Here is an 11,984-nt window from a genome sequence, read left to right on the forward strand (position 1 = left end):
TCTCCGTCGAGATTTCTCGTGATTTTCAAAATTTTCGCCAGCAGCGTCGCGGCAAGCGGATCGATTTGATCATTTCATCAAATGCGCTCGACCGGGTTGCTCAAATGATGAAAACGGCCGCCGGATGTGGGTTTCGGCGCGATCGCCGGCGGGCGTTTTCCGTTCTGGTTAACCGCCATTGTGGATCGCGAATTTGAACTTTGCGTCAGGGCTTTCCCTGAATTATCGAGATTTTTTGGGTGCCTGGCCGAACGTGGCACGGATGCTGCAATGAAGTCCGGCATGGAGGCGACACCGATCATGAACCAGCACCCGACCGATCTTTCCCCGCTCGACCCCGGCCGCAAGTGCGTCCGCGTGACCGGCACGAACATGCGCGGCTTCGTCGAATTCGAGTTTTCGCTCGGCGGCGCGCCGGACCTGTTCGTCGAGCTGGCGTTGTCTCCTGCCGCCTTCGATGCGTTCTGCCGCGAACAGCAGGTCACGCGGCTCGACGTCGAAGCGAACCCATGACCTTGAGGAGCAAGAAGTGACCATCGAGCTGAAGACAGTCGACATCAAGCCGCTCCGGCACACCTTCGCGCATGTCGCGCAGAACATCGGCGGCGACAAGACGGCGACGCGCTACCAGGAAGGCATGATGGGCGCGCAGCCCCAGGCGAACTTCCATTACCGGCCCACCTGGGACCCGGACCACGAGATCTTCGATCCGTCGCGTTCGGCGATCCGGATGGCGAACTGGTACGCATTGAAGGATCCGCGCCAGTTCTACTACGCGTCGTGGGCGACGACGCGGGCGCGCCAGCAGGACGCGATGGAGTCGAACTTCGAGTTCGTCGAGTCGCGCCGGATGATCGGCCTGATGCGCGACGACGTGGCCGCGCAGGCGCTCGACGTGCTGGTGCCGCTGCGCCATGCCGCATGGGGCGCGAACATGAACAACGCGCAGATCTGCGCGCTCGGCTACGGCACCGCGTTCACGGCACCCGCGATGTTCCATGCGATGGACAACCTCGGCGTCGCGCAGTACCTGACGCGCCTCGCGCTCGCGATGGCAGAGCCCGACGTGCTCGACGCGGCCAAGGCGACCTGGACGAACGACGCCGCATGGCAGCCGCTGCGCCGCTACGTCGAGGACACGCTGGTCGTGACCGACCCGGTCGAGCTGTTCGTCGCGCAGAACCTCGCGCTCGACGGCCTGCTGTATCCGCTCGTGTACGACCGCTTCGTCGACGAACGGATCGCGCTCGCGGGCGGCTCGGCCGTCGCGATGCTCACGGCATTCATGCCGGAATGGCACACCGAATCGAACCGCTGGATCGATGCGGTGGTGAAGACCATGGCCGCCGAATCCGACGACAACCGCGCGCTGCTCGCCCGCTGGACCCGCGACTGGTCCGCACGGGCCGACGCGGCGCTCGCGCCGGTCGCCGCGCGCGCGCTGCAGGACGCCGGGCGGGCGGCGCTCGACGAAGTGCGCGAGCAGTTCCATGCGCGCGTCGCCAGGCTCGGCATCGCGCTCTGACGACGGGCATCCACCCCACAACCCAAGGAAAGCCAGCATGTCCAACGTATTCATCGCCTTTCAGGCCAATGAGGACTCCAGACCGATCGTCGACGCGATCGTCGCCGACAACCCGCGCGCGGTGGTGGTCGAGTCGCCCGGGATGGTCAAGATCGACGCGCCGGACCGGCTGACGATCCGCCGCGAAACGATCGAGGAACTGACCGGCACGCGTTTCGACCTGCAGCAGCTGCAGGTGAACCTGATCACGCTGTCCGGCCACATCGACGAGGACGACGACCAGTTCACGCTGAGCTGGTCGCACTGAACGCCGCGCACCACGCACCGACAACACCGGAGACACGAATGGACACGCCAACGCTCAAGAAAAAGCTCGGCCTGAAGGACCGCTACGCGGCGATGACGCGCGGCCTCGGCTGGGAGACGACCTATCAGCCGATGGACAAGGTTTTCCCGTACGACCGCTACGAGGGCATCAAGATCCACGACTGGGACAAGTGGGTCGACCCGTTCCGTCTGACGATGGACGCGTACTGGAAATACCAGGGCGAGAAGGAAAAGAAACTGTACGCCGTGATCGACGCGTTCACGCAGAACAACGCGTTCCTCGGCGTGACCGACGCGCGCTACATCAATGCGCTGAAGCTGTTCATCCAGGGCGTGACGCCGCTCGAATATCTCGCGCATCGCGGCTTCGCGCACGTCGGCCGACACTTCACCGGCGAGGGCGCACGCATCGCGTGCCAGATGCAGTCGATCGACGAGCTGCGGCACTACCAGACCGAAACGCACGCGATGTCGACGTACAACAAGTTCTTCAACGGCTTTCATCACTCGAACCACTGGTTCGACCGCGTGTGGTACCTGTCGGTGCCGAAGTCGTTCTTCGAGGATGCGTATTCGGCCGGCCCGTTCGAGTTCCTGACCGCGGTCAGCTTCTCGTTCGAATACGTGCTGACGAACCTGCTGTTCGTGCCGTTCATGTCGGGCGCCGCGTACAACGGCGACATGTCGACCGTCACGTTCGGCTTTTCCGCGCAGTCGGACGAGTCGCGCCACATGACGCTCGGCATCGAGTGCATCAAGTTCATGCTCGAGCAGGATCCGGACAACGTGCCGATCGTGCAGCGCTGGATCGACAAGTGGTTCTGGCGCGGCTACCGGCTGCTGACGCTGGTCGCGATGATGATGGACTACATGCAGCCGAAGCGCGTGATGAGCTGGCGCGAATCGTGGGAGATGTACGCGGAGCAGAACGGCGGCGCGCTGTTCAAGGATCTCGCGCGCTATGGCATTCGCGAGCCGAAGGGCTGGCAGGATGCGTGCGAAGGCAAGGACCACATCAGTCACCAGGCATGGTCGACGTTCTACGGCTTCAACGCGGCGTCGGCGTTCCACACCTGGGTGCCGACCGAAGACGAGATGGCGTGGCTGTCCGCGAAGTATCCGGATTCGTTCGACCGCTACTACCGTCCGCGTTTCGACTACTGGGGCGAGCAGGCAAAGGAAGGCAACCGCTTCTACATGAAGACGCTGCCGATGCTGTGCCAGACCTGCCAGATCCCGATGCTGTTCACCGAGCCCGGCAACCCGACGAAGATCGGCGCGCGCGAGTCGAACTATCTCGGCAACAAGTTCCATTTCTGCAGCGATCACTGCAAGGAAATCTTCGACCACGAGCCGCAGAAGTACGTGCAGGCGTGGCTGCCGGTGCACCAGATCTATCAGGGCAACTGCTTCCCGCCCGACGCGGACCCGACCGCGGAAGGCTTCGATCCGCTCGCCGCGGTGCTCGACTACTACGAAGTGCAGATGGGCCGCGACAACCTCGATTTCGAAGGCTCGGAAGACCAGAAGAACTTCGCGGCATGGCGCGGCCAGGCCACGCGCAACTGATCGATACGTAACCCATACGCAACCTTGAACGAGACCGGCGCATGCGCGAATCCGCAAACGCCGGCCGACAGGAGACAAGCATGACCGTCATCGCGCTCAAACCCTACGACTTTCCGATCAAGGACACGGTCGAGAAGTTTCCGGCGCCGCTGCTTTACGTGTGCTGGGAGGGCCACCTGATGTTCCCGGCGCCGTTCTGCCTGCCGCTGCCGCCCGACATGCCGTTCGGCGCGCTCGCGCGCGACGTGCTGCCGCCGATTTATGGCTATCACCCCGACTTCGCGAAGATCGACTGGGATCGCGTCGAGTGGTTTCGCTCCGGCGAGCCGTGGACGCCGGATGCAGCGAAGAGCCTGGCCGACAACGGCCTCGGGCACAAGGACCTGATCAGCTTCCGCACGCCGGGCCTCGACGGCCTGGGCGGCGCGAGCTTCTGACCGCCACGCGGACGAGCGAACCATCATGAGCCACCAACTTACCATCGAGCCGCTGGGCGTCACGATCGAGGTCGAGGAAGGACAGACGATGCTCGATGCGGCGCTGCGCCAGGGCATCTACATCCCGCACGCGTGCTGCCACGGCCTGTGCGGCACCTGCAAGGTCGCCGTGCTCGACGGCGAGACCGATCTCGGCGACGCGAATCCGTTCGCGCTGATGGATTTCGAGCGCGAGGAAGGCAAGGCGCTCGCGTGCTGCGCCACGCTGCAGGCCGACACCGTGATCGAGGCCGACGTCGACGAGGAGCCGGACGCGGAGATCATCCCGGTCAAGGACTTCGCGGCCGACGTGGTGCGCATCGAGCAGCTGACGCCGACCATCAAGTCGATCCGCCTGAAGCTGTCGCAGCCGATCCATTTCCAGGCGGGCCAGTACGTGCAGCTCGAGATTCCCGGCCTCGGGCAGAGCCGCGCGTTCTCTATCGCGAATGCGCCGGCCGACGTCGCGGCCACCGGCGAGATCGAGCTGAACGTGCGTCAGGTGCCGGGCGGGCTCGGCACCGGCTACCTGCACGAGCAGCTGGCGACGGGCGACCGCGTGCGCCTGTCGGGCCCGTACGGCCGCTTCTTCGTGCGCCGCTCGGCCGCGCGGCCGATGATCTTCATGGCCGGCGGGTCGGGCCTGTCGAGCCCGCGCTCGATGATCGCGGACCTGCTCGCGAGCGGCGTCACCGCGCCGATCACGCTGGTCTACGGGCAACGCAACGCGAAGGAACTCTATTACCACGACGAGTTTCGCGCGCTCGCCGAATGCCATCCCAACTTCACGTACGTGCCGGCGCTGTCCGAAGGTGCGGCCGACGCGGGCGACGGCGTCGCGCAGGGGTTCGTGCACGACGTTGCGAAGGCGCATTTCGACGGCGATTTCTCGGGGCACCAGGCGTACCTGTGCGGACCGCCGGCGATGATCGACGCCTGCATCACGACCCTGATGCAGGGCCGCCTGTTCGAGCGCGACATCTACCACGAGAAGTTCATCTCGGCGGCCGACGCGCAACAGACGCGCAGCCCGCTGTTCCGGCGGGTGTGACATGGACGCGGGCCGCGTATGCGGGACGGTCAGGATCGCGCAGACCGACGAGCGCTATGCGTGCGTGTCCGGCGAGTCGTTGCTGGCCGGCATGGCGAAACTCGGCCGGCGCGGCATTCCGGTCGGGTGCCTGAACGGCGGGTGCGGCGTGTGCAAGGTGCGCGTGCTGCGCGGTTCGGTGCACAAGCTCGGGCCGGTCAGCCGCGCACACGTCAGCGCCGAAGAAGAGCACGACGGCTATGCGCTCGCGTGCCGCGTGGTGCCGGACGGCGACGTCGAACTCGAAGTGGCCGGCCAGCTGAAAAAACCGTTCTTCTGCGGCGCGGCCTGTGCCGGCGCGCCGGCGATCAACAAGTAACCAGGAGGAGACTCACCATGGGTGTGATGCGTATTGGTCATGTCAATCTGAAGGTGATGGACATGGAAGCGGCGTTGCGTCACTACGTACGCGTACTCGGATTGCAGGAGACGATGCGCGACGGGGCCGGCAACGTCTACCTGAAATGCTGGGACGAATGGGACAAGTATTCGCTGATCCTGTCGCCGTCCGACCAGGCGGGGCTCAAGCATGCCGCCTACAAGGTCGAGCATGACGCCGACCTGGACGCGCTGCAGCAGCGCATCGAAGCGTATGGCATCGCGACCGAGATGCTGCCGGAAGGCGCGCTGCCGGGCGTGGGCCGCCAGTTGCGGTTCCTGCTGCCGAGCGGGCACGAGCTGCGGCTGTTCGCGAAGAAGGAGCTGGTGGGCACCGCGGTCGGCTCGCTGAACCCCGATCCCTGGCCCGACGACGTTCCGGGCTCGGCCGTGCACTGGCTCGATCACTGCCTGCTGATGTGCGAGTTGAACCCCGAGGCGGGCGTGAACCGCGTCGAGGAGAACACGCGCTTCATGGCCGAGTGTCTCGACTTCCATCTGGCGGAGCAGGTGATGGTCGGCCCGGGCAACACGATCCAGGCCGCGACGTGGATGTTCCGCAGCACGACGCCGCACGACATCGCGTTCGTCGGCGGTCCGAGCAACGGCCTGCATCACATCGCGTTCTTCCTCGACGACTGGGCCGACGTGCTGAAGTCGGCCGACGTGATGGCGAAGAACAAGGTGAAGATCGACGTCGCGCCGACGCGCCACGGGATCACGCGCGGCACCACGATCTATTTCTTCGATCCGAGCGGCAACCGCAACGAGACCTTCGCGGGGCTCGGCTACCTCGCGCAACCCGATCGCCCGGTCACGACGTGGACCGAGGAGGAACTCGGGCGCGGGATCTTCTTCCACTCCGGCGAGCTGAACGAAGCGTTCACGACCGTCTACACCTGAGCCGCGAAGGAGCCCCGCGTCATGAACCGAAACGATACGACCCGCAGCGTCGACGTGCGCACGATCGACTGGCCCGCCGCGTCTCGCGCGGCGCAGGCGGCGGCCGAGGCCGCCGAGCGGCTCGGCGTGCGTGTGAACGTCGCGGTCGTCGATGCGGCCGGGCTGCTCGCGGCATTCGTGCGCATGCCCGGCGCGCCGCTGCATTCGATCGACATCGCGATCGACAAGGCGTACACGGCCGCGAGCTTCGGCCTGCCGACCGGCGCGTGGCACGACGCGCTGGCGTCGCACTCGGATGCGGTGCGGCAGGGCCTCGTGCTGCGGCCGCGCTTCGTCGCGTTCGGCGGCGGTCTGCCGATCGTCGACGACGGTGCATTGATCGGCGGCATCGGCGTGTCGGGCGGCAGCGAGACGCAGGACGAGCAATGCGCGCACGCGGGCCTCGACGCGGCCGGTTTCGGCGGGCCATGACGCACGGCACGCGAACGCGCTTCACGAACCCACGGATCACGGATTCACGACTATCGGCACACACATCATGTATGACACCGAACCCATCGCCGCGACACGCGGCCCCACCGGCGGGCAGCCGGAACCGCGGCTCGTCCGCAATTTCATCGACGGCGACTATCGCGCGGGCGAACGCTGGTTCGACAAGCGCTCGCCGCTCGACAACGCGGTGATCGCACGCGTGGCCGAAGCGAGCCGCGCCGACGTCGACGCGGCGGTGCAGGCCGCACGCGCGGCACTGGCCGGGCCGTGGGGCGGCCTGACGGTCGCGCAGCGCGTCGATCTGCTGTACGCGGTCGCCGACGGCATCACGCGCCGCTTCGACGATTTCCTCGAAGCGGAAGTCGCCGACACCGGCAAGCCGGTGAGCCTCGCGAGCCATATCGACATCCCGCGCGGCGCGGCGAACTTCAAGGTGTTCGCCGACGTCGTGAAGAACGTGCCCGGCGAAACCTTCGAAATGGCGACGCCGGACGGCGCGGGCGCGCTCAACTACGCGATCCGCCGGCCGGTCGGCGTGGTCGGCGTGATCTGCCCGTGGAACCTGCCGCTGCTGCTGATGACGTGGAAGGTGGGGCCTGCGCTCGCGTGCGGCAACACGGTGGTCGTGAAGCCGTCCGAGGAAACGCCGCAAACGGCCGCGCTGCTCGGCGAGGTGATGAACGCGGCTGGCGTGCCGCGCGGCGTCTACAACGTCGTGCACGGCTTCGGGCCCGACTCGGCTGGCGAATTCCTGACGACCCATCCGGGCGTGAACGCGATCACGTTCACCGGCGAGACGCGCACCGGCGCGGCGATCATGAAGGCCGCGGCCGACGGCGCGCGGCCCGTCAGCCTCGAGATGGGCGGCAAGAACGCGGCGATCGTGTTCGCGGACTGCGATTTCGACGCGGCCGTCGAAGGCACGCTGCGCTCGTGCTTCGCGAACGCGGGGCAGGTGTGCCTCGGCACCGAGCGCGTCTATGTCGAGCGTCCGCTGTTCGAGCGCTTCGTCGCCGCGCTGAAGGCCGGCGCCGAGCGGTTGCAGCCGGGCCGGCCGGAAGCGGACACGACCGGCCTCGGCCCGCTGATCAGCCAGGAGCACCGCGGCAAGGTGCTGTCGTACTACCGCAAGGCGGCCGAACTCGGCGCGACGGTCGTGACGGGCGGCGGCGTGCCCGACATGCCGGCCGACCTGCGCGATGGCGCTTGGGTGCAGCCGACGATCTGGACCGGCCTCGGCGACGATTCGCCGATCGCGCGCGACGAGATCTTCGGGCCGTGCACGCTCGTGATGCCGTTCGATTCCGAAGCCGAGGTGATCGGCCGCGCGAACGCGAATGCGTACGGGCTGTCGACCGCGATCTGGACCACCAACCTGTCGCGTGCGCATCGCGTCGCCGCGTCGATCGACGTCGGCATCGCGTGGGTCAACGCGTGGTTCCTGCGCGACCTGCGCACCGCGTTCGGCGGCGCGAAGCAATCGGGCATCGGCCGCGAAGGCGGCGTGCATTCGCTCGAGTTCTACACGGAGCTGCGCAACGTCTGCATCAAGCTCTGATCCCCTTTTCTACTGACTGGACGATTCATATGGACTCCACGTTGATCACCACGCTGGGCGATCGGCTGTACGACGCGATGACGTCGCGTACGCCCGTCGCGCCGCTGACGTCGCAGCACGAGGACCTGTCGGTCGACGACGCGTACCGGATCCAGCAGCGCTTCGTGCAGCGCCGGCTGGACGCGGGCGAGACCGTCATCGGCAAGAAGATCGGCGTCACGTCGAAGGCGGTGATGGACATGCTCGGCGTCTACCAGCCCGATTTCGGCTACCTGCTGTCGGGCATGGTGTACGGCGAAGGCGAATGCATCGCGCTCGACACGCTGATCCAGCCGAAGGCCGAAGGCGAGATCGCGTTCGTGCTGAAGCGCGACCTGCTCGGCCCCGGCGTGACGAACGCGATGGTGCTGGCCGCGACCGAATGCGTGATGCCGTGCTTCGAGATCGTCGATTCGCGGATCCGCGACTGGAAGATCCGCATCGGCGACACGGTGGCCGACAACGCGTCGTGCGGCGTGTTCGTGCTCGGCGACCGCGCGGTGAGCACGCGCAGTGTCGACCTGTCGACCTGCGGGATGGTGCTCGAGAAGAACGGCGACGTGATCGGCACGGGCGCTGGCGCGGCCGCGCTCGGCTCGCCGGTGAACGCGGTCGCGTGGCTCGCCAACACGCTCGGCCGCCTCGGCATTCCGCTGAAGGCCGGCGAAGTGATCCTGTCCGGTGCGCTCGCCGCGATGGCGCCGGTCGGGCGCGGCGACAACTTCCGCGTGTCGATCGGCGGGATCGGCGCGTGTTCGGTGCGGTTCGCGTGAGCACCGCCCGTTCCCCTTTCCACGCAAACGAGGATTTCCCCATGACCCGAAAGATCCGTTGTGCGCTGATCGGTCCCGGCAACATCGGCACCGACCTGCTCGCCAAACTGATGCGCAGCCCCGTGCTCGAACCCGTGTGGATGGTCGGCATCGATCCCGATTCCGACGGCCTGAAGCGCGCGCGCGAACTCGGCCTCAAGACGACCGCGGACGGCGTCGAAGGCCTGCTGCCGCACGTGCGGGCGGACGGCGTGCAGATCGCGTTCGACGCGACGAGCGCATACGTCCATGCGGAGAACAGCCGCAAGCTCAACGCGCTCGGCGTGCTGATGATCGACCTGACGCCAGCCGCGATCGGTCCGTACTGCGTGCCGCCGGTGAACCTGAAGGACCACATCGGCTCAGGCGAGATGAACGTCAACATGGTCACCTGCGGCGGCCAGGCGACGATCCCGATGGTGCGCGCGATCTCGCGCGTGCAGCCGGTTGCATACGGCGAGATCGTCGCGACCGTGTCGTCGCGCTCGGTCGGCCCCGGCACGCGCAAGAACATCGACGAGTTCACGCGCACGACGGCCGCGGCGGTTGCGCAGGTCGGTGGCGCGAAAGAGGGCAAGGCGATCATCGTGATCAACCCGGCCGACCCGCCGCTGATCATGCGCGACACCGTGCACTGCCTGACGGAAAGCGCGCCGGACGAGGTGCGCATCGTCGAATCGGTACACGCGATGATCGCCGACGTGCAGCGCTACGTACCCGGCTACCGGCTCGTCAACGGGCCGGTGTTCGACGGCAACCGCGTGTCGGTCTATCTCGAGGTCGAAGGCCTCGGCGACTACCTGCCGAAGTACGCGGGCAACCTCGACATCATGACGGCCGCCGCCGCGCGCACCGCCGAGATGTTCGCCGAGGAACTGCTGGCCGGCCGCCTCACGCTGGCGTCGACCGCGCAGGCGGCCTGACGCGACTCCCCCGACCGGACGAACAAAGGAACGGCAATGAATCTCAAAGGCAAACGAATCACCGTCCACGACATGACGCTGCGTGACGGCATGCACCCGAAGCGTCACCAGATGACGCTCGACCAGATGCGCTCGATCGCGAGCGGGCTCGACGCGGCCGGCGTGCCGCTGATCGAGGTCACGCACGGCGACGGGCTCGGCGGCTCGTCGGTCAACTACGGCTTTCCCGCGCATCCCGACGCGGAATACCTCGGCGCGGTGATCCCGCTGCTGAAGCGCGCGAAGGTGTCGGCGCTGCTGCTGCCGGGCATCGGCACCGTCGATCACCTGAAGGAAGCGCACGCGCTCGGCGTGCATACGATCCGCGTCGCGACTCACTGTACCGAGGCGGATGTCTCGGAACAGCACATCGCGATGGCGCGCAAGCTCGACATGGATACCGTCGGCTTCCTGATGATGAGCCACATGAACAGCCCGGAAGGACTGGTGCAGCAGGCGAAGCTGATGGAGTCGTACGGCGCGAACTGCATCTACATCACCGATTCCGCGGGCTACATGCTGCCCGACGACGTGAAGGCGCGCCTGGGCGCGGTGCGCGACGCGCTGCGGCCTGAAACGGAACTGGGCTTCCACGGCCACCACAACCTGGCGATGGGCGTCGCGAATTCGATCGCCGCGATCGAGGCCGGCGCGAACCGGATCGACGGCGCGGCGGCCGGGCTCGGCGCCGGCGCGGGCAACACGCCGCTCGAAGTGTTCGTCGCCGTTTGCGAGCGGATGGGCATCGAGACCGGTGTCGACGTGTGGAAGATCCAGGACGTTGCCGAGGATCTCGTCGTGCCGATGATGGACTTCCCGATCCGCATCGACCGTGACGCGCTGACGCTCGGCTATGCGGGCGTCTACGGCTCGTTCCTGCTGTTCGCGAAGCGGGCCGGCGAAAAGTACGGGATTCCGGCGCGCGACATCCTCGTCGAGCTGGGCCGGCGCGGGATGGTCGGCGGGCAGGAGGACATGATCGAGGACACCGCGCTGACGCTCGCGAAGGCGCGCGCGGCGCAAGCGAAGCGGGAGGCCGCATGAACCTGTCGACCGACACGATCGAGGCGCTGGCCGCGCATCTCGACGACTGCATGCGTGAAGCGCGCGACACGCCGAAGATCACCGACCGTCATCCGGAGATGGACTGGGACGACGCGTACGCGGTGCAGGATGCGATCCGCCGCCGGCAGCTCGCGCGCGGCGCACGGATCGTCGGCTACAAGGCCGGCCTGACGTCGCACGCGAAGATGCGGCAGATGGGCGTCGACACGCCCGTGTTCGGCTTCCTGACCGATCTCCACGACCTGCCCGACGGCGGCGAGTGCGATACGTCCGCGCTGATTCATCCGAAGGTGGAGCCGGAGATCGCGTTCGTCACGAAGGCCGAGCTGAAGGGGCCGGGCTGTCATGTCGGCGCGGTGCTGGCCGCGACCGACTTCGTCATCGCCGGGATCGAGGTGATCGACAGCCGCTACCGCGACTTCAAGTTCGACCTGAAGAGCGTGGTGGCCGACAACACGTCGGCCGCGCGCTTCGTCGCGGGCGGCCGTCCGCTGGCGGTGGACGGCGTCGACCTGCGCACGCTCGGCATCGTGCTCGAGAAGAACGGGCTGCCGGTCGCGTTCGGCGCCGGCGCGGCCGTGCTCGGGCATCCGGCCGCCGCGATCGCGATGCTCGCGAACCATCTGGGCGCGCGCGGCGAATCGATTCCGGCGGGCAGCCTGATCCTGTCGGGCGGCATCACGGAGGCAGTGGCCGTCGCGGCCGGCGATAGCGTGACGCTGCGCGTGCAGGACATCGGCTCGATCGGCGTGCGCTTCATCTGAACGAAACACGACCAAACAGGAGGC

General features: G+C 67.0%; 14 protein-coding genes. All 14 read left to right on the plus strand.

The genetic code is table 11. The features are described from left to right. Positions 1-126: 126 nt before the first annotated feature. The 14 genes from DIE23_RS40170 (at position 127) to dmpH (ending at position 11,960) form a co-directional block, all read left to right on the plus strand. Positions 127-513, plus strand: coding sequence for a phenol hydroxylase subunit (locus DIE23_RS40170; protein WP_260436072.1), 387 nt, complete (start codon positions 127-129; stop codon positions 511-513). Positions 514-529: 16 nt separating this feature from the next. Continuing rightward, positions 530-1,525 (plus strand): phenol hydroxylase, encoded by a 996-nt coding sequence (locus DIE23_RS15155; RefSeq protein ID WP_124612869.1) that lies wholly within the window; start codon positions 530-532, stop codon positions 1,523-1,525. A 37-nt stretch (positions 1,526-1,562) separates the two neighbouring features. Further along, positions 1,563-1,832 carry an MmoB/DmpM family protein gene (locus DIE23_RS15160; protein WP_124612870.1) on the plus strand — a complete coding sequence of 90 codons (270 nt, stop codon included), beginning with the start codon at positions 1,563-1,565 and terminating at the stop codon, positions 1,830-1,832. A 38-nt stretch (positions 1,833-1,870) separates the two neighbouring features. After that, positions 1,871-3,421 (plus strand): aromatic/alkene/methane monooxygenase hydroxylase/oxygenase subunit alpha, encoded by a 1,551-nt coding sequence (locus DIE23_RS15165; protein ID WP_124612871.1) that lies wholly within the window; start codon positions 1,871-1,873, stop codon positions 3,419-3,421. Between the two features lie 80 nt (positions 3,422-3,501). After that, complete coding sequence (locus DIE23_RS15170; protein ID WP_124612872.1) at positions 3,502-3,858, plus strand: phenol hydroxylase subunit P4; 357 nt, start codon at positions 3,502-3,504, stop codon at positions 3,856-3,858. A gap of 25 nt (positions 3,859-3,883) precedes the next feature. Continuing rightward, positions 3,884-4,948, plus strand: coding sequence for an NADH:ubiquinone reductase (Na(+)-transporting) subunit F (locus DIE23_RS15175; protein ID WP_124612873.1), 1,065 nt, complete (start codon positions 3,884-3,886; stop codon positions 4,946-4,948). 1 nt (position 4,949) lies between these two features. Continuing rightward, positions 4,950-5,306: a 2Fe-2S iron-sulfur cluster-binding protein gene (locus DIE23_RS15180; protein ID WP_124612874.1), complete on the plus strand. Its 357-nt coding sequence runs from the start codon at positions 4,950-4,952 to the stop codon at positions 5,304-5,306. A 17-nt stretch (positions 5,307-5,323) separates the two neighbouring features. Next, the gene (locus DIE23_RS15185; RefSeq protein ID WP_124612875.1) at positions 5,324-6,268 is read left to right on the plus strand and encodes a catechol 2,3-dioxygenase; all 945 of its coding nucleotides are present in this window, start codon (positions 5,324-5,326) and stop codon (positions 6,266-6,268) included. 21 nt (positions 6,269-6,289) lie between these two features. Then, on the plus strand, positions 6,290-6,739 hold the full coding sequence (locus tag DIE23_RS15190; protein WP_124612876.1) for a heme-binding protein: 450 nt from the start codon (positions 6,290-6,292) through the stop codon (positions 6,737-6,739). A 67-nt stretch (positions 6,740-6,806) separates the two neighbouring features. Further along, positions 6,807-8,318 (plus strand): 2-hydroxymuconic semialdehyde dehydrogenase, encoded by a 1,512-nt coding sequence (locus DIE23_RS15195; protein WP_124612877.1) that lies wholly within the window; start codon positions 6,807-6,809, stop codon positions 8,316-8,318. A 29-nt stretch (positions 8,319-8,347) separates the two neighbouring features. Beyond that, on the plus strand, positions 8,348-9,130 hold the full coding sequence (dmpE, locus tag DIE23_RS15200) for a 2-oxopent-4-enoate hydratase (protein WP_124612878.1): 783 nt from the start codon (positions 8,348-8,350) through the stop codon (positions 9,128-9,130). Positions 9,131-9,171: 41 nt separating this feature from the next. Further along, positions 9,172-10,092: an acetaldehyde dehydrogenase (acetylating) gene (locus DIE23_RS15205; RefSeq protein ID WP_124612879.1), complete on the plus strand. Its 921-nt coding sequence runs from the start codon at positions 9,172-9,174 to the stop codon at positions 10,090-10,092. Between the two features lie 36 nt (positions 10,093-10,128). Continuing rightward, positions 10,129-11,175 carry a 4-hydroxy-2-oxovalerate aldolase gene (dmpG, locus tag DIE23_RS15210; RefSeq protein WP_124612880.1) on the plus strand — a complete coding sequence of 349 codons (1,047 nt, stop codon included), beginning with the start codon at positions 10,129-10,131 and terminating at the stop codon, positions 11,173-11,175. Next, positions 11,172-11,960, plus strand: a complete 789-nt coding sequence (dmpH, locus tag DIE23_RS15215; RefSeq protein ID WP_124612881.1) for a 2-oxo-3-hexenedioate decarboxylase — start codon at positions 11,172-11,174, stop codon at positions 11,958-11,960. The genes dmpG and dmpH overlap by 4 nt, the downstream gene beginning before the upstream one ends. Positions 11,961-11,984: the final 24 nt, after the last annotated feature.

The organism is Burkholderia sp. Bp9143, assembly GCF_003853645.1.
Classification (GTDB): Bacteria; Pseudomonadota; Gammaproteobacteria; order Burkholderiales; family Burkholderiaceae; genus Burkholderia.